This window comes from Erysipelotrichaceae bacterium 66202529, assembly GCA_017161075.1.
GTDB lineage: Bacteria > Bacillota_I > Bacilli_A > Erysipelotrichales > Erysipelotrichaceae > Clostridium_AQ.
In genome coordinates this window covers 3748649-3771686 of sequence record CP046174.1, presented here as the reverse complement: position 1 = coordinate 3771686, position 23038 = coordinate 3748649, and the positions used below count along the sequence as shown (strand labels likewise).

Here is a 23038-nt window from a genome sequence, read left to right as displayed (position 1 = left end):
AATGGCGTATGTAACCGTCCCAAAGGACTTAACAAAAATCAAAAGCAAGGTAATGTTCAACCTTACGAAACGACAGCTAATTTGTTTCAGCGCGGCGGTGGCAATCGGACTGCCGCTGTTCTTTTTGGTAAAAGGCAGCGTTGGAACGAGCGCAGCGGCATTGTGCATGGTGCTTGCCATGCTGCCTATGTTTTTGCTTGCCATGTACGAGAAAAACGGGCAACCGCTGGAAGTGATTATTCGGCAATTTGTGGAAGTGAAGTTTCTTCGCCCCAAAGAGCGACCTTATCAGACCAACAATTTTTATGCCGCCCTTGCGCGGCAAGAGCAATTAGATAAGGAGGTACGGGCGATTGTCAAAGGAAAAGAAAAACACCCAAAACGAAAAGCGTAAACTTTCCCGACAGGAAAGAAAACAGATAGATACCCTTATCCGACAGGCAAAGGGCGACGGGAAGCCCCATACGGCGCAGGACAGCATACCGTTTGAGCGAATGTATAAGGACGGGATTTGCCGCCTTGCAAACGGGCGGTATTCCAAGTGCATTGAGTTTGAGGATATAAATTATCAGCTTGCGCAGCCGGACGACAAAACCGCCATTTTTGAAGCCCTTTGCGATATGTATAACTCGTTCGACGCTTCTATCAGCGTGCAGCTTTCCCTAATCAGCCGCCATGCGAACAAGGACGATTTTAAGAACAGTATCACGATTGCACCGCAGAATGACGACTTCGACAGTATCAGAGCAGAATACACCGAAATGCTTAGGACGCAGCTTGAACGCGGAAACAACGGGCTTATCAAAACCAAGTTTCTCACCTTTACCGTTGAAGCAAAGGACATTAGATCGGCGCGGGCGCGTCTTGCCCGCATTGAAACGGACACCCTCAACCATTTTAAGGTGATCGGCGCGGCGGCGCGGGTATTGGACGGGAAACAGCGTCTTGAAGTGCTGCATGGGATTTTTCACCCGGACGGGGAACGCTTTAACTTTGCGTGGGAATGGCTACCCGCAAGCGGGCTTTCCGTCAAGGACTTTATCGCCCCGTCCTCTTTCCGATTTGGCGACGGGCGAATGTTTCAAATGGGCGGCAAGTTTGGTGCGGTTTCCTTTTTGCAGATCGTCGCGCCGGAACTCTCCGACCGTATGCTTGCCGACTTCATGGACGCGGAAAACGGGATTATCGTCAATCTGCACATTCAGAGTATCGACCACAACGAAGCAATCAAGACGATTAAGCGCAAGATCACCGACCTTGACCGCATGAAGATTGAAGAACAAAAGAAAGCAATCCGCAGCGGTTATGACATGGATATTATTCCGTCCGACCTTGCCACCTACGGCGGGGAAGCAAAAAACCTACTCCGCGATTTGCAGAGCCGCAACGAAAGAATGTTTCTGCTCACGCTGCTTGTCTTAAACCTTGCAGATACCAAGCAGAAATTGGATAACGAAGTATTTGGGGCGGCGGCAATCGCACAGAAATACAACTGCATTTTGACCCGCCTTGACTACCGGCAGGAACAGGGGCTTATGTCCTCTATCCCGTTGGGGGAAAACCTTATCCATATCCAGCGCGGCTTGACGACCAGCAGCACCGCCGTTTTCGTTCCCTTTACGGTGCAAGAGCTGTTCCAAAGCGGCGAAGCATTGTATTACGGCTTAAACGCCCTTTCCAACAACATGATTTTGTGCGACCGAAAGAAGCTGAAAAACCCCAACGGCTTGATACTCGGCACACCGGGCAGCGGCAAAAGTTTTTCTGCAAAACGCGAAATCACAAACGCTTTTCTTATTACGGCAGATGATATTATCATTTGCGACCCCGAAGCCGAATATTACCCCCTTGTCGGACGTTTGAAAGGACAGGTTATCAAGGTTTCGCAGAACAGCACGCAGTACATTAACCCTATGGATATTAACCTCAATTACAGCGAGGGCGACACGCCCATAGCCTTAAAGAGCGATTTTATCCTTTCCTTTTGTGAGTTGATTATGGGCGGTAAAAACGGGCTGGAAGCTGTTGAAAAGACCTTGATTGACCGCGCTGTTATCAGCGTGTACCGCAACTACCTTGCCGACCCGAAGCCTGAAAATATGCCGATTTTGGGCGACCTCTACGACGAAATCAAGAAGCAGCCGGAAAAGGAAGCGCAGCGTATCGCGGCGGCATTGGAACTCTATGTAAACGGCAGCTTGAACATTTTTAACCACAGGACAAACGTTGACATTCATAATCGCCTTGTCTGCTTTGATATTAAGGAACTCGGTACGCAGCTTAAAAAAGTCGGTATGCTTATCGTCCAAGACCAAGTATGGAACAGAGTAACGGTAAACCGCAGCGAGGGCAAGGCGACGCGGTATTACATCGACGAGTTTCATTTGCTCTTGAAAGAGGAACAGACCGCCGCCTATTCCGTCGAGATTTGGAAGCGTTTTCGCAAGTGGGGCGGTATTCCGACAGGTATCACGCAGAACGTCAAAGACCTTTTGACGAGCAGAGAAGTTTCAAACGTTTTTGAAAACAGCGATTTTGTCTATATGCTCAACCAAGCCCAGGGCGACCGGGAAATCCTTGCCAAGCAGCTTAACATTTCGCAGCAGCAAATGACCTATGTAACCCATTCCGAAGCGGGCGAGGGACTTATCTTCTATGGCAACGTGATTTTGCCCTTTATTGACCGTTTCCCGAAAGATACGGAACTCTACCGCGTAATGACGACCAAGCCCGGCGAGGTGTCGGCATGAGGATAGAAACGGATAAAATCTATTGCGGCGACAGCTTGCAGGTGCTTCAAACCTTGCCGGATAACTGTTTGGATTGTTGCGTAACGTCCCCGCCCTACTATGCTTTGCGCGATTACGGCACAGACGGGCAGATCGGGCGGGAAGCAACGCCGGAGGAATATGTTTCCCGCATTACGGCGGTTTTCCATGAGGTAAAGCGGGTGCTTACGCCGGAGGGTACTTGTTGGCTGAATATCGCGGACACTTATTGCGGCACAGGCAGCAAAGCCGACCACCAAGACCCGAAATACCCCAAAGGCAGGAACGGGCAGCAAGTGGCGGTAAACCACCGCGCCCCCGGCTGCAAGCCGAAAGACCTAATCGGTATTCCGTGGCTTGTAGCCCTTGCCTTGCGGGGCGACGGTTGGTATTTGCGCAGTTCTATCATTTGGCACAAGGGAAACGCCATGCCGGAAAGCACGCGGGACAGACCGACGCGCTGCTATGAATATGTGTTTCTGCTTACCAAGTCAAAGAAATATTACTATGATTGGCAAGCAGTAGCCGAGCCGATAGCCCCCACAACGGCGGTACGGCTGAAAAGCGGAGTTGGGAAAGGCAACAAATATGCCGCTACCGTTCCGGGGCAAAACCAGCCGCAGAAAATCAACCGTCCCCGCAGGAAAGGCGCATACACCGACGAAATGATTTCCCCCGTCCGCAGCCGCCGCAACGTTTGGCAGATCAACACAGCTTCCTATCGCGGCGGGCATTTTGCAGCGTTCCCGCCCAAACTTGCGGAAACGTGCATTTTGTCGGGCTGTCCTGTCGGCGGGATTGTGCTTGACCCGTTTTTAGGCAGCGGCACGACCGCAGCGGCGGCAAAAAGCCTTTCCCGCCGCTATGTGGGTATAGAGATCAACCCCGAATACTGCACCCTTGCAAAACAGCGTATTGGAGGTGATGAACATTGAGCAAGGAATTAAAAGCCCCCGACAAGGTAACGCAGAAAATGACCCGCGACGGGGCGATTGCGGAAAACCTTACGACGGGCGAAACAACGAGTATCAGCGAAAGACCGCCGGAGGAAAACTATTCAGCCCCCGTAGCGGGAGCAGCAGAAAAGACAACCCAACGTATCAGCACAGAGGTTAGCCGCCACTTTGAAAAGGGCGCGGAGAAAAAGACCCTTGACGCAGCACAGCTTAAAACCCATACGTCCCGCTTGCAGTTTTCCGAAGCGGAACGGGCAACGCCGGACCTGCAAAAGGCAATCAAAAAATCCGATACGGCGGCTGACCGTTTAGACAAAGCGCGGGCAGCTATCCCCAAACAGACCAAAATCACAAAAGAGCGCGTTTTTGACGAAGCCAAAGGCAAAGCAAAGACGCGCCTTGCTTTTGAAAAAACGGATAAGCCCCCAAACGGCAAGTTGCGTCATAACCCGTTATCCCGTCCGGCGCAGGAATTGGACGCCGCCGTACATGGAAAAATCTATGAGGTGGAGAAAGAAAACGTCGGTGTGGAAAGCGGACACAGGATAGAACTTGTGGGCGAGAAAGCGGGCGGCATGACGACGCGGGCAGTAAAACGCGGCATACGCAGCCATAAGCTGAAACCTTACCGGGCGGCGGCAGCAGCCGAGAAAAAGGCAGCAAAGGCAAACGCCGATTTCCTCTACCAAAAGGCGCTGCATGATAACCCCGCCCTTGCGCACTCCAACCCGATTTCCCGTTTTTGGCAAAAACAGCGCATTAAAAAGCAGTATGCAAAGGCGTTGAAAACGGGCGGCAAGGTGAAAAAGACCGCCGAAGCCACCGCAAAGGCGGCGAAGAAAACGGCGCAGGAAACCAAACGGGCGACGTTCTTTGTCGTCCGGCATTGGAAAGGCTGTTTGATTGTGGGCGGGATTGCCTTTATCGTGCTTCTGTTTTTCGGCGGCTTGTCCTCTTGTTCCCTGTTCGGCGGCAACAGCGGCAGCGGCTTGATTGCGTCGTCCTATCTCTCCGAGGACGCGGATATTACAGGCGCAGAAAGCGCGTATGTCGCTATGGAAGCCGAGTTACAGGATATGCTGGATAACATCGAAAGCGAATACCCCGGCTATGACGAATACCGGGTAACGGCTGACGAGATCGAGCATGACCCGTATGTGCTAATCTCTATCCTCTCCGCTTGGCATGAGGGCGTGTTTACTCTCGATGAAGCGCAAAGCACCCTTGAAATGCTCTTTGATAAACAGTATATCTTGACGGTTACGGAGGAAGTCGAGGTACGCTACCGCACCGAAACGCGGACGGACAGCGAAGGCAACGAATACGACGTTGAAGTAGCCTATAACTATTACATTCTCAATGTGGATTTGGAAAACTTCAACCTCTCCCATGTTCCCGTTTACATTATGGGCGAGGAACAGCTATCCATGTACGCTATGTATATGTCGTCGCTGGGAAACAGACCCGATCTTTTCCCGCAATCCGGCTATATTTCAAAATACTATGAAAACCCGCCAGCGGATTATGAAATCCCGCCCGCCTATCTGGAAGATGAACAGTTTGCGCGGCTCATTGAGGAAGCGGAAAAGTATGTCGGTTTTCCTTATGTGTGGGGCGGCAGCAGCCCGGAAACCTCTTTTGATTGCAGCGGTTTTGTTAGCTATGTGCTGACGAACAGCGGCTTATACAATACGGGCAGACTTGGGGCGCAGGGGCTTTACAACATTTCAACCCGCGTTTCCAACCCGCAGCCGGGGGATTTGGTTTTCTTTACGGGTACATATGACACACCGGGGGTATCTCATGTGGGTATCTACGTTGGCGAGGACGGGGACGGAAGCCCCGTCATGCTGCATTGTGGCGACCCGATACAATACGCAAAACTTGATACAAGCTATTGGCAATCCCATTTTTACGCCTATGGGCGGCTACATTACAACTGACTTTGAAAGGAGTTTATTTCTATGGCAAACACGAAACTTGACCGTATCGAAAGGGATATTGAGAAAACGAGGGCGAAAGTCCTTGAATACCAAAAAAGGCTGAAAGACCTTGAAGCGCAGAAAATCGAGGAAGAAAACGCGCAGATCGTTCAAATGGTGAAAGCGGTACACCTTGACGGGGCGCAGCTTGCCGCGTTCCTCTCCGCCTATGCCAACGGCGAAATCATTTTGCCGCAGCCGGACACAGACTATACCGACGAACAGGAGGAAACCGAAGATGAAGCATAAAAAACTGTTCCGCAGCGTTACCGCTTTGCTTGCCGCCCTTGTACTCATGGGCGGCTTTTCTGTTACCGCTTTTGCGGGCGGCGGTGATGTGAGCGACGAGCCGCCTACCCCCGTAACCGAAACCGAGCCGGAAGAAACGACGGGCGGCTATGAGCCGCAGCCCTTAACGCCGGAGGGCAACATGAGCCTTGTGGACGACATAACGGGCGAAGCGTCCGGCGATAAGCAGTTTATTACCGTCGTTACGAAAAACGGAAACTATTTTTACATCATCATTGACCGCGCCGAGGACGGAGAAAACACCGTCCATTTCCTCAATCAAGTTGATGAAAAAGACCTTTTGCAGCTTATGGAGGACGAACAGACCGAAGCCCCCGCTTGTAGCTGTACTGAAAAATGCGTTGCCGGAAGCGTCAACACCGATTGCCCCGTTTGCAGCGTCAATATGAGCGAGTGCGCGGGCAAGGAAGCCGAGCCGGAGCCGGAAGAAACCGAGCAGCCGGAGCCGGAGGAAGATAAAGGCGGCGGCATGGGCGGTGCTATTCTGCTTGTCGTGCTGCTTCTTGCCGCAGTGGGCGGCGGCGCGTTCTATTACTTTAAGATTATGAAGCCCAAAAAGGACGCGGCAAAAGGCAGCAGCAACCTTGACGATCTCGATTTTGACGAGGACGACGAGGACGAGGAAGAATTAGAAACCGAGCAGGAGGACGAGAAAGTATGAAACTTGTAATTGCAGAGAAACCGAGCGTCGGGGCGGCGATTGCCGCCGTACTTGGCGCGAATGAAAAGCGCAGAGGATATTTTGAGGGCGGCGGCTACCTTGTGTCCTGGTGTATCGGGCATTTGATTAGCCTTGCGGACGCGGCGACCTACAACGAGCAGTACCGAAAATGGAAGTATGACGATCTCCCCATTGTCCCGCAGGATTGGCAGTTTACCGTTGCCAACGGCAAGGAGCAGCAGTTTTCCGTACTCAAAGACCTTATGCACCGCAGCGACGTTTCCGAGATTGTCAATGCGTGCGACAGCGGGCGCGAGGGAGAACTCATTTTTCGCTTTGTCTATGAACAGGCAAATTGCAAAAAGCCCTTTTCCCGCCTTTGGATTAGCAGTATGGAAGAAAGCGCAATCCGCGAGGGCTTTTCAAACCTCAAAGACGGGCGCAGCTATGACAACCTCTATCAATCCGCGCTTTGCAGAGCAAAGGCAGATTGGCTTGTCGGGATTAACGCGACCCGCCTTTTCTCTATCCTCTATCACAAAACGCTGAATGTCGGCAGAGTGCAGACGCCCACCCTTACCATGCTGGTAAACCGCGACTATGCGATCAGCAGCTTTAAGAAAGAAAAATATCATGTTGTCCGTCTGGACGCGGGCGGTGTTTCGGCTTTGTCCGAAAGGTTGAACGACGAAGCGGCAGCGCAGCAGATGAAAGCGGCTTGCGAGAAATCGCAAGCCGTTTGTACTTCCCTCAAAAAAGAGAAAAAGACCGTTGCACCGCCGAAGCTGTTTGACCTTACCGCGTTGCAGCGCGAAGCCAACCGCCTGTACGGGTTTACGGCGAAACAGACCCTTGATTATGCGCAAGCCCTCTATGAAAAGCGGCTTTTGACCTATCCCCGCACCGACAGCAAATATATCACTTCCGATATGCAGGACAGCACAAAGGAACTCATTACCGGGCTTTGTTCGCTGCTTCCCTTTATGCGGGACGTGAAGCTGCAAGCAGACCTTACAAGGGTTTGCGACAACAGCAAAGTAACCGACCACCACGCTATTTTGCCGACAGCCGAGTTTTTGAAAACGGGCTTTTCTTCCCTTACCGACAGCGAAACAAAACTTATGACCCTTGTATGCGCGAAGCTGCTTTGCGCCGCAGCCGCGCCCTATGAATATGAAGCGGTTACGGCGGTTATCTCTTGCGGCGGTTATACCTTTACCGCAAAGGGAAAGACGACGCTTTGCGAGGGGTGGCGTGAGATTGAAAAGCTGTCCCGCGCCGCGTCCGAGGAACAGGACGAGGACGCAGAGCCGGAAACCGTTTTGCCGCCGCTTGCCGAGGGGCAGACCTTTGACAATCCGGCAGCGGAGATCTCCGAGTGTTACACGCAGCCCCCGAAAGCATATACCGAAGATACGCTTCTGTCCGCTATGGAGAACGCGGGCAAGGAAGAAACGCCGGAGGACGCAGAGCGCAAAGGGTTAGGCACTACCGCAACGCGGGCGGGTATCATTGAAAAACTCATTAGTGCGGGCTTTGCCGAGCGCAAGGGCAAAAAGCTAATCCCCACAAAGGACGGGTATAACCTTGCCGCTATCCTGCCCGACAGCCTTACGTCCCCGCAGCTTACGGCAGAATGGGAAACGCGCCTTACCGGGATTGCAAAGGGCAGCGACAGCCCCGCCGACTTCATGCGCGGGATTGAGGAAATGACAGCGGGGCTTGTCAAGACCTATTCCGCGATTTCCGAGGATAAAGCGAAGCTGTTTACCCCGCAGCGGGAAGCAATCGGCACTTGCCCCCGTTGCGGCGCGGCGGTTTACGAGGGCAAGAAAAACTTTTACTGCTCCGACAGGGCTTGCAGCTTTGTGATGTGGAAGAATGACCGCTTTTTTGAGCAGCGCAAAAAGGCTTTCACAAAGGCGATTGCCGCCGCCCTTTTGAAAGACGGAAAGGTAAAAATCAAAGGTATGTACTCGACCAAGACGGGAAAGACCTTTGACGGAGTTGTGCTGCTTGCCGACACAGGCGGCAAGTATGTAAACTTCCGCGTCGAGCAGAACCGAAAATGATAAGGCTTGATGAAAAGCAATACCGCGCCGTAAAGAAAATGACCCGCGCCGCTTGTGCAAACAACGATTGCGGGAATTGTCTGCTGCTGGACGACGGGGAAACTTGCGTGTGTGTGCAGAGTATCAGCTATTCGCTGTTATGCCGCTATTTCCGCGAAGCGGTATTACCCGCCGACAGGCAGCTTTGCGAACAGATCACCCGCAGCGGGGAAACCGATTTGAAGCGTTGCGCGGTATGCGGCAGCACGTTTGCGGCGGGCAGCAACCGGGCGAAATACTGCCCCGATTGCGCGGCAAAGATACGCCGCAGACAGAAAGCCCAAAGCGAGAGAAACAGGCGTTTACGGATAAAAACAACTACATAGCAAGCACAGCAAACGAGTACCCGTTTGCGAGAAATGCCCGCGCTTCCCATAGAGAGCGCGGGCATTTTGCTTGTTGGGATAGTCCCAAACCCTTAAAAATCGAGAAAGGACGTGATGAAACAATATGCCGTATTCTTCATACGACCATGACAAATTGGAAACCGCCGAAACCATGCGGATAGAACGCCGGATATATTTTGAAGCAAAGGACGGGGATATTGCCCCCTATGTTTCCTTGCCGCCGGAGCAGCTACACGCCATGCGCGAGGAAAGCGCGGCAGCGGAACAGGCGATTTTTAACGATCTCTCAAGCCGCGCCGCCGCATGGGAGGAACAGGCGGGCAAAACGCTTTTGCTTGACAAAGCGATTGAATACACAAGGACAACCGTTGTGCAGCACACCGCTAACGAGTGGCAGACCACCGAGCATAACCGCCATATTCGCAGCAACCGGGTATATCAGATGAATTACTACATTTACGAGAATACCCGCTACGACAAAGAAGCGCAGAAATCTATCCCGTATTCATGGACGCTTACATGGAGCGTGCGCACCAACAGCCCAAGCAGAACCCAAGCGAAGATTGCCGGACAAGATAGAAAGGTTTTCACCGACAAGGCAGCTATGGAAAAGTATCTGAATGGGCGTATCAAAGCGTATGACCGCTTGTTTACGGAAATCTCCCCGCCTATCCCGCAGGAGTACGCCGACTATTTCAAAGTAAACGGTATGCTCATGCCGGACTACACCATAGAGGGCGAAGAACCCCCGCAGCAGCAGCAACAGGCGGCAGCTATCCCCGAAACTACCGGGCAGGAAAAGGAGCGTGAACACATGAGCGAACAGTTTTCTATTATGATTGGCAACCGCAGCCGTTTTGAAGCGGGCGACCCAAGCGGCTATTGGCTGGATATGCCCGCCACAAAGGAGCAGCTTCACGAAGCCATGCAGAGCGTCGGCATTACCGCCGATAACCCGCAGGATTTTTCCATTCGCGGCTTTTCCGACGACCCGGAGAAACATATTGCCTTGCCTTATGAAATGGTATGCGCCGCCGACGTGGACGAACTCAATTTTCTTGCGGCGCGGCTCGAACAGCTTGACCCCGCCGAGGTTGGCAAGCTGAACGCAGCTTTGCAGCAGAAAAACGGGCTTGCAAATATTGGACAGGTAATTGACTTCACCTACAACGTGGATTTTTACGTCCATATCCCCGAAGTACATAACTACCACGATTTGGGCGACTATTACTTAAATCAATCCGGCATGGTACAAATGCCCGAAGAATGGAAAGGCGGCATTGACCTTTCTACTTTTGGCAGGAACGCTGCCGCGCAGGAAAAAGGCGCGTTTACCGAGTACGGCTATATCGTGGAAAGCGGCGACGAGTGGGAGCGTCAGTTTGAGGGGCGCGAAGTGCCGGAAGAATACCGCATTATGAGTTACCCGCAGCCGGAGCGCGGCGAACAGGACAAAGCCTATATGGACGCAGCCGAAACGCAGCAAGCAGACGCACAGGCCGCAGAGCCGCAGCAGCCCCGCCCCGTCGTCCCCATTATCCTTACTTCCGAAAAGCCCGCCGAAAAGGTAAAGGAGATCACCGCGCGTTTGGAACAGGGCGTACAGGCGATTTTTGACAGCGACCGCTACAAAGAGTTTCTAACCGCTATGTCAAAGTTCCATGATTATAGTTTGAATAACACTATCCTAATTGCTATGCAGGGCGGCAATTTGGTAATGGGCTTCCGTCAATGGGAAAAGGAGTTTGACCGCCATGTAAAGAAAGGCGAGAAAGGCATTAAAATCTTTGCCCCCGCGCCCTACAAGGTGAAAAAGCTGGTTGATAAAATCGACCCCGAAACGAGAAAGCCCATGCTTGACCGCGAGGGAAAAGTGGTAAAGGAAGAAAAGGAAATCACCGTCCCCGCCTTTAAGGTTATAACCGTCTTTGATATTTCGCAGACCGAGGGCAAGGAGTTTCCCGACCTTTCCGTTAAACCGCTGCTTGCCGATGTGGAGCAGTACGAGGATTTTTTCGCCGCCCTTGAAAAAGCGTCCCCCGTCCCGATTGCATTTGAGCAGATCACAAACGGCGCAAATGGGTATTTCAGTTTGACCGACAAGCGTATTGCAATCAAAGAGGGCGTGAGTGAATTACAGGCGGTAAAGACCGCCATTCACGAAATCGCCCATGCGAAGCTGCACGACGTAGACTTAAACGCCCCGCCGGAGCAGCAAAACCGCGTTGACCGCCATACCTGCGAGGTAGAAGCGGAAAGCGTCGCTTATACGGTTTGCCAGCATTTCGGCCTTGATACTTCCGATTACTCTTTCGGCTATGTGGCTGGTTGGAGCAGCGGCAAGGAAATGACCGAGTTAAAAGCGTCCCTTGAAACAATACAGACCACCGCAAAGGAACTCATTACCGAGATTGAGGGGCATTTTACCGAGTTGCAGCAGCAGCGGCAAGCCGAGCAGGAGCAGGGCGATACCTTTTCCATTTATCAGTTAAAGCGCGGGGACGAAACAAGGGACTTGCGCTTTGAGCCTTATGACCGTCTGCAAGCGGCTGGACTTACCATTGACCGGGTAAATTATGAACTCGTCTATACTGCACCGCTTACAAAGGATATGACGCTGGGCGACATTTGGGAAAGGTTTAATATCGACCACCCCGCCGACTTTAAGGGGCATAGCCTTTCCGTTTCCGACATTGTTGTGCTTCATCAGAACGACGAGGACACCGCCCACTATGTAGACAGTATCGGTTTTCAGCAAGTGCCGGAGTTTTTGCAGGAGCAGCAGACCCCCGTATTTGACAAGCTGCCGCCCGAACAGCAGCAAGCCTTGTCCGACACCGTACAAGACACTTTGCAAATGCTGGTTGACGCAGACAAGCGGATTTATGGCGACGTTACGGGCAAGACCCTTGAAGCAATCGCGGCGCAAGGATATTCCTACAAGGACGGGCAGCTTGAAAAGCAGCAGCCGGAAGCGACCCCCGACAGCCTTTTGACGGGTGAAACCGTTAGAACGCCGAGGGGCAATTTTCATATTACCGATATGAGCCGTGAACAGATCGAAGCGGCGGGATTTGGTTTTCACCATGCGTCGGAGGACGGGAAGTATCTCATTATGGGGAATGGCACACAGGCTTATGCCATAGCCGCCGAGCAGCCGCAGCGGGATAATCCCTTAAAGCACGTCGAGGACACCATAGAGCAGAACGACAACAATTTTGACGGGCTTATCAACAATACGCCGCAAACGCCCACCGTTGCAGATTTTGAGCAGCGGGCAAAGGCGGGGGAAGCGATTTCCGTTACCGACCTTGCAAAAGCGGTAAAAGCCGAGAAACGGGAACAGCCGCAGAAAAAACCGTCCATTTTGAAGAAGCTGGACGAATACAAGAAACAGGCGGCGCAGCAGCCGAAAGATAAACAGAAAGAGCATAAAAAGGATTTGGAGGTTTGATAGCATGAATACCCGCTTTACCATTGAGGAAGAAAACATTGTTGCGATCTACGCCGAGGACAGCCGGGAAACAACGCTTGAAAATATCCTTGCCGCCATGCCCTACATGGACGAGGATATGCGCCAGCTTGCCGCCGCAGCGGTGAACAAGCTGCAAGCCATGACGGACAGCGAGTTTTCCGAAAGGGAGTTTATCTTGACCGACGAGGAATAGCCCATAGAGAACAGGGGCGCGGTTGCCGATTTCCGGCACCGCGCCCCTGTTCTTTTTTTGTCCTTGCGTGGACAATTAGAAAGCCGTTTTTGCGGGTTTGAATATACTTTATCGTCTATGTCGTTTTCATGCGCTGGAAGCCGCAGAAACACAGGCGTTTTCAGCCCTTAACATTCCACTTGCCACCCCATGTTTTGCGCCTTATCGCTCCTGCTCCCGCGCCCTGCTTTGGGACGGGTAAAGAATACTATCGACGTTCTTTTTGACAACGCCGTATTCCTGCATTTGCTTCTTGGCTTGCCGATAATCTTCATACAATTTGGTTTTCCTGTCGTTTAAGCTTCTATACTCCTTGCGCAGCGCGGCGAGATCGGGCAGCTTCTTTATCTGCATTTCCTTTAATGCCCTTGCCGCAGCTTCAAACAGGATAATTTCGCTTTCATGCCCCCGCAGATACTTTTCCTTGTCCGGCGATTTTCGGTATTCATCGTAAATCGGTTTTAACTGTCGGTATGTGGTGGTGTGCTTGATAAGCAGCGACAAATCAGACATACGCTGTTCCACTTCCTTAACCGCCTTTGCCGCCGCGTCATGGGCGGTCATAATATCCGCAATTTTGCTTTCAAGGTCGCTATAATATTCAATCTTGTTTTCGGTCAAGAAGTTCATGCTTTTCGCAGCCTGTTTCAGATTATGGATTTTCGCCCACCGTTCATAGCCCGCCGATTGTTGGGCTTTGATACTGTTTTCAAGATCGACGACAAGCCGGATTTTCTTATCTTCCCGCAGCGTTTTTGTTTTGGCAACATACACGCCCTTGATACGCTCCTTTATCGCTTCTTCCGTATAGGCCGCGCCGAGCGTCTTTGTGCGGGTAAACCGTTCCTGTCCGGCAGCGCGAAAGGAAATGTATTTGCCCTGTTTGATTTCATACCCCATTTCCTGCAAGCGGCGCAGCAGTTCGTCAAAATCTTTCACTTGGGGAATGAGAGTATCTATCGCCGTTTTCAGCTTTGCTTTGTAGCTTGTCCCTTGCTTTTCGGCGGTGTATTCTGCATAGCTTTTTCCCTTGTCCTGTCCCGGTACGACGACGGATAGCCCATGCTCTTTACATATCCTGTCGCTGGTGCGCCGGATAAAGTGATAGCTTTGCTTGTTGGAATGGTACTTTTTGTAGTCAACGAAGCTAACCGCGTTGAAAATCAAGTGATTATGCAGATGGTCTTTATCGACGTGAGTTGTCAAAACAAACTCATACTTGCCGCCTAATACCGCCCCGGCAAGTTCCATGCCGATTTTGTGCGCTTCTTCCGGTGTGGTTTCTCCCACCGCAAAGGATTGTATCAAGTGCCGCCCTAAATGTGTGCCGCGATCTCCGGCAGCTTCCCGCGTCCATGCAAACTCAATATCGGCGGTTTCCAGCCCGCAGCCGAAAGAGGACGCAAGCAGCTTCCCGTCTGTCTTTTCGGGATTTAAGATATAGTCTATCGCAGCCTTTAAGGTTGATTTAATAGGGTGCGTCTTTGTAACCGCCATATCTCGTCCACCGCCTTTTTAATGTCCTCTATATCCTGCCTGTAAACCGTCCCCGTCGCATTGGCGCGTTTTGCAATTTGGTTGATGTTCCGGCTCACCGCTTGCAGTTCCCGGATATATGCTTTTGTGTCGCTTCGGTCAACGACAAGAATATACCCGTCTATCGCCATTTTACGGAAGTATGCCCCATACTGCTTTATGGGAAGCTGCTTCATCTTCTCGTCGATCAGCCGCTTTTCTTCTTCCGTAACGTAAAACTTCATCTGTATATTTCTCTTTCGGTTTTCCATTTCCGCACCGCCTTTCGGTATAAGGGTTTGGGATTATCCCAACAAGCATTTTCCGCAAACGGGTACTCGTTTGCTGTGCTTGCTATCTACTCCATACCCCCACCGAAAGGCGGTATTTGTTGCGCGTTCCTTTGATTTTGGACGCAAAAAAAGATTGCAGCCGCCATGCGCTGCAATCTCCCGATTTCTCATATTGTGAGGTTAATCCTCTGCTTTTTCGACTTCCGTTATCTCCCTTGCTGTTGCGGTTACAATCCGTATGCCTTTATCGCTCATACCGTCCAGCAGCGCGTCAAGCTGCCGCCGCCCGGTGGATTTCTCCGCATTGCTGTTCGGGAAGAAAAATTGATCTACCGAAATATGATACCGGGTTACAAGGTCATAGAATACCTGTAAACTCGGCTGTTGTCCCTTGTTCTCGATATTCGCAAGGTAGCGCGGGGAAATATATAACTCGTCGCTTACCTTTTTGCGGCTCTCGCCGTATTCATTTCTCGCGGCTTTTATAGCTGCCCCGAAAGCCTTAAAGTCGTACAATGGTACGGGTCTTTTTGCCATTTTCATTCACCCTGTTACATTTTACAGTTCACCTTTCTTTTTGGATATGTCCACACAATTCATATCATTAGGTTAAATACTTCCTGTTGTGTATTGACAGTAGACTGATTTTCTGATAAAATAAAATTTATGTAAAAGGAGGCGGCGTTTATGTTGCATAGCATGCGTATTAGATAAGCATTGAAAAAAAGGATTTTCCCATTTTCAACATGGGCTTTTTTGTCATGCTTATTTTGCGGATGCTATACAAAAAACTAACGACGTATAGATATAGTATAGACATAGTGCAAGCTATGCCTTAGTTTTGTTGTACTGCTCTGTGCATTATAAATGCAGGTCAATGCTCATGTTGAGGATTGACCTGCATTTTTTTGTGTAAAAAGGACGAGTGAAATATAATGCTTAAAAAATATTGGATAAAATGTCCGATTTGTAACGGAAAGACGAGAGTTCAAGTATTTCATAATACTGTATTAAAAGATTTTCCTCTTTTCTGCCCTAAATGCAAATTGACGCATATCATTGATGTAGAAAAATTAGAGATTGTAATCAAAAATACAGAAAAACAAACTTTTATTATTTAGAAGAAAGGATATAAAAATGAAACGTTTACCTAAATATACGCCTGCGGAAGTACGGAATGATCCATACGGATTTACTTACAAAGAAATGTCGGAAGTTATTGGCGAGAATGAAGCAAAAGCCTTATATGAAGAATTATATAAGCAATTACCACGCAAAAAAAATCTATCAATGTTGGTAAAAAATATTTGCAAAAGCAGTGATACTGAAAAGTATGTTTACGAACTGAAAGACAACAAATACATTGAAACGGTTTTTATCAAGCGGCGAGATGGTGGAACTGTTTGCGTGAGCACACAAGTCGGTTGTCCTGTTGGTTGTATTTTTTGTGAGTCCGGGCGAAATGGCTTTGTTCGTAATCTAACATCGTCAGAAATCGTACAACAGATTATATTGTTGCGTCGAAAAGTAAACCGTATCGTTTTTATGGGTATGGGAGAGCCTTTATTCAATTATGACAACTTGATAAAAGCAATCCATATTCTCCGAGATAGATATGGGCTCAACTTTCCAACCGACGGCATTACCATATCAACAGTTGGTCCGGTCGATCAATTAAAAAAATTGCGCGAGGAACATCTTAAAATTCAGTTGACAATATCTTTACACGCAGCAACACAATCTGCAAGAAATCGTATTATTCCTCACATGCGCATATATGCTATTGAAGATGTTGTTAAGCAAGCCTTATCCTATTCTGAAAGGCATAATCGCAAAATTGTCTTTGCGTATTTGCTTTTACCGGGTATAAATGACCGGCCCTCAGATGTAAGACAACTTGCAAAATGGTTTCGGGGCAAAAAAGTTATGATTAACGTGTTACAATACAACCCAACAAGCAATTCAAGAATTAAAGCACCACAGAAACGGGAAATAGTTGCATTCAAACATCAATTAGAGCAAGCAGGACTTGAAGTTACTATGAGAGTTTCTCATGGCAGAGAGATTAACGCGGCTTGTGGACAGTTAGCTAACACATATAATAAATTCAAAAAAAAATGATTAAAAGTGCCAGACGCATAGACGCAGAGCCGATAACGCATTAGGTCAAAAAACCTATGTGTTATCGGCTTTTTTATTTAATATTGCGCAAAAGCCGCTGTTCCCTATTATAGAATGGATTGCGGGTAGTGTATTAAAGTCGCCCTTTTTTAAGGATACGGCGGTATCGGGGAGGTATCGCCGTGTCCATTTTTATTTACTGTAACCCGCCTAATGCTTTGCGGTCAAAAAAAGCTATGCTCCGCAAGCGGGATATTCCGGCTATGAATGTGAACTGTCAATACATTTAGCTACTGCTTACATTTCCTTTGCGCCCGTCCGCGTCTTGCGGACGGGCGCATTTTGCTTTTTTCAACTTTTTTCTGAAAAGCGCACTCAAGAGCCATCTCCCGAACGGGTACGGAGCGAAAGGGGCAGAGAGGACAAGCCCTTAACTCCCGTCCTCTACTCCACGCGGGAAGGAGGTGAACTCTATGGAGCTATCTTCTTCCGACAAGGAAAGAATACAACATCAGTACGACGCATTAGCAAAGAAAACTTTGGTCGGCGAAGCGAAAAGCCACCGCCGCACTCTTGCGAAACGCGCAGCACGCGAAGTTACTTTTTCGGATTTGAGCGAAAGCGAACTCGCGCAGCTTTTCACAACGGACGAATACGAAAGCGATTATTTCCGTTTTCAAGTGTCCGGCTTTGATGTACTCGTCAAAAATGAACTGCTTGCCGAAGCCCTTAACGCTTTGCCCGAAAGGAAACGCGACATTATCCTTTTGTCCTACTTCTTGGATATGAGCGACGCGGAAATTGGCGAACTGCTGAATGTTGTACGCACGACGGTTTTCCGGCACAGGAAATCCGCGCTTGCGAAAATCAAACAGTATTTGGAGGGAAAAGCAGATGATGAATACCGTTAGGAAGTCTGAAAATCTGTTGCCGTTCCCTGTCATTTCCGCAGCGGCAAACGGCGACACAACCGCCATGTGCGCGATCTTGAAGCACTACGAGGGTTACATAGCGAAACTTTGTACCCGCACGCTGAAAGACGACGCGGGCAATACCTATTCCTATGTGGACGAGGAAATGCGTAACAGGCTGCAAGTGCGCCTTATTACCCGCACCCTTGCTTTTCATGTAGGATAATCTTTTAGCCCATGCGGGGAGCGTGTCCCCTTTCCACGCTTCCCGTTATGGGCTATTTGTCGTTCCGCAAAAGCATATCCGCTGTTGATGTGCTTTTGCAGGCCGACAAAGCCTATTGTTCTTTGACAAAGAAAGCGGCCTTTGGTGCGCAGCATAACAGGCAAACGGGTACATTCCGTCTGTACCGAGCCAGTCGGCGGGTACGCCATGACAGCTTTTCCCCGTAGGGGAAAAGCCGAGCGAGAACTACCGCGCCGTAAAACAGGTTTAGCAGCTTGTGGGCGACGACATACAAGGCGGCACAATGATACTCCCGCGTTGAACACCCTCAAAGTATTGCGCGGCGCACCCATAAGCATGGGCCGGGGTGAAACTCCCGTGAGGTTGCAGCTAACAACCGCCCGTTTTTGCCTTTTGACGAATATAGTTTATCCATACAGGAAAAGGAGGTTTTTCTAATGGATAAAAAACAGACAATTACAACCGAACGCAAAATAGGGAAAATCACCTATCTTGTTCAAGCGTTGCCGAGTGAAAAGGCAACCGATACAATCCATAAAAAGATTGAGAAACTCATTGTAAAGGATTTGCAGAAAAAGCCCGGAAATCCGGGATTTTTAGCGTCCGAGTAGTGCATTAGGCGGCGGGATATGGTATAATGATAGCAACACATTATACCTGTTTATTCGGCTGTCGGAAAGGAGGACTAATGTTACAGTCGAATAAAATCACCGCCCTTTACTGCCGTTTAAGTCAAGAGGATATGCAAGCCGGAGAAAGCGGAAGCATACAGCACCAAAAAATGATACTTCAACGCTATGCGGACGAACACCATTTTTTGAACACAAAGTTTTTTGTGGACGACGGATTTTCCGGCGTGAGTTTTGAGCGCGAGGGGCTGCAAGCGATGTTGCAGGAAGTGGAAGCCGGACGAGTGGCGACGGTCATTACCAAAGACCTTTCCCGTCTTGGCAGAAACTATCTGAAAACGGGCGAACTCATAGAGATTGTATTTCCCGAAAACGGAGTACGCTATATCGCGATCAACGACGGAGTTGACACAGCGCGGGAGGATAACGAGTTTACCCCCTTGCGGAACTGGTTTAACGAGTTTTACGCCCGCGACACAAGCAAGAAAATCCGCGCAGTTAAACAGGCACAGGCGCAAAAAGGCGAGCGCGTCAACGGGGAATATCCATACGGCTATATCCCAGACCCGAACAACCGCCACCACCTTATACCCGACCCGGAAACCGCGCCGATTGTCAAACAGGTTTTCGCTATGTTTGTTAGCGGTGTGCGTATGTGCGAAATCCAAAAATGGCTTGCGGAAAACAAAGTCTTGACGATTGGAGCGTTGCGCTATCAGCGTACAGGACAGGCGCGGTATCAGCGGGCAATGATCGCCCCCTATACTTGGCCGGACAAAACGCTCTATGACATATTAGCAAGGCAGGAATATTTAGGGCATACCATAACCGCGAAAACTCACAAGGTATCCTACAAGTCGAAAAAGACCCGGAAGAACGAAGAAGAACAACGCTATTTCTTCCCAAACACCCATGAGCCGCTTGTTGACGAGGAAACCTTTGAACTTGCGCAAAAGCGGATTGCTACCCGCCACCGCCCGACAAAAGCAGCGGAGATTGATATTTTTTCCGGCTTGCTGTTTTGCGCTGGTTGCAGACATAAGATGTATTACCAACAGGGCGTAAATATCGAGCCGCGCAAGTTTTCCTATTCTTGCGGCGCATGGCGCAACAGGGCAAGGACAGGCAGCGAGTGTACCTCTCATTATATCCGCAAAAACGTACTTCTTGATTTAGTGCTGGAAGATATGCGGCGGGTTTTGCGGTATGTTAAGGAACACGAACAGGACTTTATCTGTAAAGCTACCGAGTACGGCGACATGGAAGCGAGAAAGGCATTAGCGCAGCAGCAAAAGGAACTTTTCAAAGCACAGGCGCGTATGACCGAACTTGACACGCTTTTCCGCAAGCTGTATGAGGACAACGCATTAGGCAGACTGACAGATGAACGGTTTGTGTTTCTAACTTCCGGCTATGAGGACGAAAAGAAATCCCTTGCCGCAAGGATAGACGAGTTACAACAGCAGATCGCAACCGTTACCGAGCGAAAAAGGGATATATCAAGGTTTATTCAGATTGTCGGGAAATACAGCGACATACAGGAATTGACCTATGAAAACGTCCATGAGTTTATCGACCGTATTTTGATACATGAATTAGACCGGGAAACCAACACCCGGAAAATCGAAATCCATTACAGCTTTGTCGGACAGGTTGATACCGAGCAGGAGCCGACGCAAGTTGTCAACCATGACCGCCGCAACATGGTAGATGTAAAAAGTATCGCTATCTAACCTCAGCAAAATTCGTTCCCGACCAGCCGTCGTCGATATATTCATCAATGACGTTCAAATGATGTTCTTTGGCATACAGACGCAACATACTTCTTTGTGTGGTAATGCTGGAGCTTTCGCCCTGTAATTCATCATCTCGGCTCAGCCTAAGATAAAGTGCAGTATTGTAAATCTGTTGTTTCATTGTCAGTTATCCTCCTTTATAACTAACCCGTGTTTACAATACCTGCTTGCAAGTAAAGTATAACACGGGTCTTTTTTCTCATTCAATCTATTTCTCACAACTGCACCGATTTTATGCGATTGTCTGTTTTGCCTTTTCCAGCATGACATCAGTCAAAAGTTCTTCCATTGTCTTTCCTTTTTCAGAAAAATGTTCTTTTACTACAATCTTCGTTTTTCCTCTGTTGCCAATGCTACGTTTGTTTTTCTTCTGCATTGTCTTTACTGAATTATCAATAGCACATGCCCCCTTTCTATGATTTTTTATAAGCAATCCAACGGCTTTTGTCACAGCCCACAGGAGTTCCACCTCTGCATAGTTCTTATGTAGCCGTACCCATTGCGTGCGACGCTCTTAACGCTCAAGCTGTGGCTGTACGGGAGTATCATTATCTGACAGTACAGGTCATGGCGGTAGGAAAGGACAAATTTCTTACAGGAACACAGATAAGGTTCGCTCGCTTTTGCAGGGGAAAGGTCATGGCGTATCTGTTTCCACGGCTCGCTGTCTGCCAAACGTATCGGATTGCTTTATTCCGTTGTCAAAGAACACGAAAGAAGAAATTTTCCTTTCACATCATATAGGGAACGGAAAGTGCCTTTTGCTAAGCTGAAAATGAAATATTTCTCTTTTCACACCAAAACTCGACTGCAAAGCCCTGTTTGAATACAAAAGCAGGATATTTTTCTTCTTTACATACAACACTCTCCTGCAAAGGGCATTTTGCTAACCAAAACAGAAAAATTTTTTACTTTTTTCTTCTTTCGCACCATATAAGGACAGAAAAGGTATATATAATGACCTTTTTGAAAATTTTTTCTTTCTTCGCTCCATATAGGGAACAGACAAGCAGTTTTGCTTCCAATTTTCAAAAATATTTCTTCTTTCATCTCATATCTGTACAGCAGATGAGGTTTTTATGACTAAATCCATAAATTTCTGTCCCTATATACACATATCAGTACAGCAAAGACTGATTTGCTAAGCTAAACTGAAAAAAAGTTGAAATTTCTTTCACGCCATATCTGTACACGCTTTGATGTTCTGTTGCGGATTTTTCATGGAAATTAAAAAATACCGTCAGTTTCCTTTGAAACGGCGGTATCTATTCTTTCTTCTATGGTTGTCTTTTCAAGTTCCAGCAAGTGTCTGTACTTGTCTTTCAGCTCGGTATGCTCCAGCATATCGTCCAGTATGGTTGTATGATTCATCTTGTCCAGTTCCTGCACCATTTTAAGCGTAGGTGCTACCTGTCTTTGTAGCCAATGCAAGGCTCTTTCCATTGTGAACGGTTCTGGCTGTGTGGTTAATCGAATGGGTTCTCGGTTATCTCCTACAAAATACGCCCACTCTGGATTGATTTTCCAGCGGTTCTTCGGCTTATCTTCTTCTGGGTCTACGAAACGGATATAATGATTGATGATAGAAAATGCTGTCCTCTCTGCGTCATAATAAGTCAGCAAATCCACAACAGCCTTATAGGCTCTTTCGTTCTTCATGCGGATTTCAAAGCGGTTCTTGATTTCGCTGTCCTCAATGGCAATGCCTTTCTTGACGTATTGTTCCTTTGCCTTTTCATAAATGCAGAAATACAGCTCGCTTTGTGTTGAGCCGATGTACATCGTATTTCCTGTGCTTTCGGGTATATCAGTGCTGTTCTTGTCCGTTCCGTCATACCGCTTTTGTCTGCGAAAGTAGGAGATACATTCTCCACGCTGATACTTTTCTATGAGCTTTGGAATATCCAGCACCCCAACTCTGTCATTTATCGCAAGGTCAAGACGCTTTATCACGCCGTCAGAAGTCAGACAGTCCATCATCAAATCAAACCAGCTTCTTTGCTGTGCCAGAAGATAGCCCTCAATCTGCCTGCACCCTTTGCCTTTCAGTTCCAGCAGGACACCCAATGACGGGTTGGAAGATACCAGCACGGTAATATCGCCTAAAATATACTGTTCTTCATAGCCGTAGCGTCCGTATTCTTCATGGAGCATGTGTCTGGGCTTGATATGCAGAATGTCCTTAATAACGGTCAACGGGTCTGTGGTAGGGAAACGGACACGGAAATAGTCAACCAGTATGAACATAGGCTCTAATGGATTGAATCGTTCCAACTGCTTTTGAATTTCCGCTTTCAGTTCTTCTGTCAATGGAAGTTTTCCCGTTTCAATGCGGTTATAATGTTCTCGACTGATACCGCAGGCAACGGCAAGTCTTTTTTGCGATACTCCGTATTCCTCACGCTTAAGCTTTAATTCTTCAATAAATTTTTTATCATTCATTCTTCAATTCCTCCAATCAAAAAGGCAACTACCATGTACTGATAATTGCCTGCATTTCATTTTTGCAAAAGAAAAAGACAATCAATTTCTTATTTGAAATCAACTGTCTTTCCTATGTTGTTTAATTTTTCAAAGTGATAATAACATGATTTATATCACGCTATGTAAAATGCGGTTTTGCCCTGTACTTACAGCGTTTTCCGCTTGCTAACGTCTATTGTTTCTTGTTTTTTATGCCCCCCT

At 48.7% G+C, this 23038-nt stretch carries 22 protein-coding genes and 2 pseudogenes; 18 read left to right on the top strand and 6 right to left on the bottom strand.

The window, feature by feature from the left end:
* Window position 1: 1 nt before the first annotated feature.
* From GKZ87_17805 to GKZ87_17760, 10 genes are all read left to right on the top strand, one after another.
* Window positions 2-394 carry a PrgI family protein gene (locus GKZ87_17805; GenBank protein QSI27206.1) on the top strand — a complete coding sequence of 131 codons (393 nt, stop codon included), beginning with the start codon at window positions 2-4 and terminating at the stop codon, window positions 392-394.
* The gene (locus tag GKZ87_17800; GenBank protein ID QSI27205.1) at window positions 354-2750 is read left to right on the top strand and encodes a conjugal transfer protein TraE; all 2397 of its coding nucleotides are present in this window, start codon (window positions 354-356) and stop codon (window positions 2748-2750) included. Before GKZ87_17805 ends, GKZ87_17800 begins: the two co-directional genes overlap by 41 nt.
* A complete protein-coding gene (locus tag GKZ87_17795) occupies window positions 2747-3703 on the top strand; it encodes a site-specific DNA-methyltransferase (protein ID QSI27204.1) in 957 nt (318 codons plus the stop codon). Before GKZ87_17800 ends, GKZ87_17795 begins: the two co-directional genes overlap by 4 nt.
* A complete protein-coding gene (locus tag GKZ87_17790) occupies window positions 3700-5667 on the top strand; it encodes a peptidase M23 (protein ID QSI27203.1) in 1968 nt (655 codons plus the stop codon). The genes GKZ87_17795 and GKZ87_17790 overlap by 4 nt, the downstream gene beginning before the upstream one ends.
* Window positions 5668-5688: 21 nt before the next feature.
* Window positions 5689-5955, top strand: coding sequence for a DUF4315 family protein (locus tag GKZ87_17785; protein ID QSI27202.1), 267 nt, complete (start codon window positions 5689-5691; stop codon window positions 5953-5955).
* Window positions 5945-6676 (top strand): DUF4366 domain-containing protein, encoded by a 732-nt coding sequence (locus GKZ87_17780; protein ID QSI27201.1) that lies wholly within the window; start codon window positions 5945-5947, stop codon window positions 6674-6676. The genes GKZ87_17785 and GKZ87_17780 overlap by 11 nt, the downstream gene beginning before the upstream one ends.
* On the top strand, window positions 6673-8748 hold the full coding sequence (gene topB / locus GKZ87_17775; protein QSI27200.1) for a DNA topoisomerase III: 2076 nt from the start codon (window positions 6673-6675) through the stop codon (window positions 8746-8748). The genes GKZ87_17780 and topB overlap by 4 nt, the downstream gene beginning before the upstream one ends.
* Window positions 8745-9113 carry a conjugal transfer protein gene (locus tag GKZ87_17770; GenBank protein QSI27199.1) on the top strand — a complete coding sequence of 123 codons (369 nt, stop codon included), beginning with the start codon at window positions 8745-8747 and terminating at the stop codon, window positions 9111-9113. The genes topB and GKZ87_17770 overlap by 4 nt, the downstream gene beginning before the upstream one ends.
* 124 nt (window positions 9114-9237) lie before the next feature.
* A complete protein-coding gene (locus GKZ87_17765) occupies window positions 9238-12588 on the top strand; it encodes a DUF4316 domain-containing protein (protein ID QSI27198.1) in 3351 nt (1116 codons plus the stop codon).
* A gap of 4 nt (window positions 12589-12592) precedes the next feature.
* Window positions 12593-12802, top strand: a complete 210-nt coding sequence (locus tag GKZ87_17760) for a hypothetical protein (GenBank protein ID QSI27197.1) — start codon at window positions 12593-12595, stop codon at window positions 12800-12802.
* A 201-nt stretch (window positions 12803-13003) separates the two neighbouring features.
* On the opposite strand, the gene GKZ87_17755 is transcribed toward GKZ87_17760, so the two are convergent.
* From GKZ87_17755 to GKZ87_17745, 3 genes are all read right to left on the bottom strand, one after another.
* Window positions 13004-14338 carry a relaxase/mobilization nuclease domain-containing protein gene (locus GKZ87_17755; GenBank protein ID QSI27196.1) on the bottom strand — a complete coding sequence of 445 codons (1335 nt, stop codon included), beginning with the start codon at window positions 14336-14338 and terminating at the stop codon, window positions 13004-13006.
* Window positions 14299-14628 (bottom strand): plasmid mobilization relaxosome protein MobC, encoded by a 330-nt coding sequence (mobC, locus tag GKZ87_17750; protein QSI27195.1) that lies wholly within the window; start codon window positions 14626-14628, stop codon window positions 14299-14301. The genes GKZ87_17755 and mobC overlap by 40 nt, the downstream gene beginning before the upstream one ends.
* 201 nt (window positions 14629-14829) lie before the next feature.
* Complete coding sequence (locus GKZ87_17745; GenBank protein QSI27194.1) at window positions 14830-15186, bottom strand: helix-turn-helix domain-containing protein; 357 nt, start codon at window positions 15184-15186, stop codon at window positions 14830-14832.
* Between the two features lie 398 nt (window positions 15187-15584).
* Here GKZ87_17745 and GKZ87_17740 point away from each other — a divergent pair, with 398 nt between their 5' ends.
* The 7 genes from GKZ87_17740 (at window position 15585) to GKZ87_17710 (ending at window position 20290) form a co-directional block, all read left to right on the top strand.
* Window positions 15585-15770, top strand: coding sequence for a conjugal transfer protein (locus GKZ87_17740; protein QSI27193.1), 186 nt, complete (start codon window positions 15585-15587; stop codon window positions 15768-15770).
* Window positions 15771-15786: 16 nt separating this feature from the next.
* Window positions 15787-16770 (top strand): radical SAM protein, encoded by a 984-nt coding sequence (locus tag GKZ87_17735; GenBank protein ID QSI27192.1) that lies wholly within the window; start codon window positions 15787-15789, stop codon window positions 16768-16770.
* A 473-nt stretch (window positions 16771-17243) separates the two neighbouring features.
* Window positions 17244-17681 carry a sigma-70 family RNA polymerase sigma factor gene (locus GKZ87_17730; protein ID QSI27191.1) on the top strand — a complete coding sequence of 146 codons (438 nt, stop codon included), beginning with the start codon at window positions 17244-17246 and terminating at the stop codon, window positions 17679-17681.
* Complete coding sequence (locus tag GKZ87_17725) at window positions 17665-17907, top strand: helix-turn-helix domain-containing protein (protein ID QSI27190.1); 243 nt, start codon at window positions 17665-17667, stop codon at window positions 17905-17907. The genes GKZ87_17730 and GKZ87_17725 overlap by 17 nt, the downstream gene beginning before the upstream one ends.
* 47 nt (window positions 17908-17954) lie before the next feature.
* Window positions 17955-18134 (top strand): hypothetical protein, encoded by a 180-nt coding sequence (locus GKZ87_17720; GenBank protein QSI27189.1) that lies wholly within the window; start codon window positions 17955-17957, stop codon window positions 18132-18134.
* Window positions 18135-18365: 231 nt separating this feature from the next.
* Complete coding sequence (locus GKZ87_17715) at window positions 18366-18539, top strand: hypothetical protein (protein ID QSI27188.1); 174 nt, start codon at window positions 18366-18368, stop codon at window positions 18537-18539.
* Between the two features lie 77 nt (window positions 18540-18616).
* On the top strand, window positions 18617-20290 hold the full coding sequence (locus GKZ87_17710; protein QSI27187.1) for a DUF4368 domain-containing protein: 1674 nt from the start codon (window positions 18617-18619) through the stop codon (window positions 20288-20290).
* Window positions 20291-20297: 7 nt separating this feature from the next.
* On the opposite strand, the pseudogene GKZ87_17705 reads toward GKZ87_17710, so the two are convergent.
* Together GKZ87_17705 and GKZ87_17700 are read right to left on the bottom strand one after the other, a co-directional pair.
* Window positions 20298-20474 (bottom strand): annotated as a pseudogene (locus GKZ87_17705) (resolvase).
* 111 nt (window positions 20475-20585) lie between these two features.
* A complete protein-coding gene (locus tag GKZ87_17700; protein QSI27186.1) occupies window positions 20586-20804 on the bottom strand; it encodes a tRNA wybutosine-synthesizing protein 3-like protein in 219 nt (72 codons plus the stop codon).
* Between the two features lie 77 nt (window positions 20805-20881).
* Between GKZ87_17700 and GKZ87_17695 the strand changes: the two are divergent.
* Window positions 20882-21126: pseudogene (locus GKZ87_17695) on the top strand (hypothetical protein).
* Window positions 21127-21580: 454 nt separating this feature from the next.
* On the opposite strand, the gene GKZ87_17690 reads toward GKZ87_17695, so the two are convergent.
* On the bottom strand, window positions 21581-22795 hold the full coding sequence (locus GKZ87_17690; protein QSI27185.1) for a helix-turn-helix domain-containing protein: 1215 nt from the start codon (window positions 22793-22795) through the stop codon (window positions 21581-21583).
* Window positions 22796-23038: the final 243 nt, after the last annotated feature.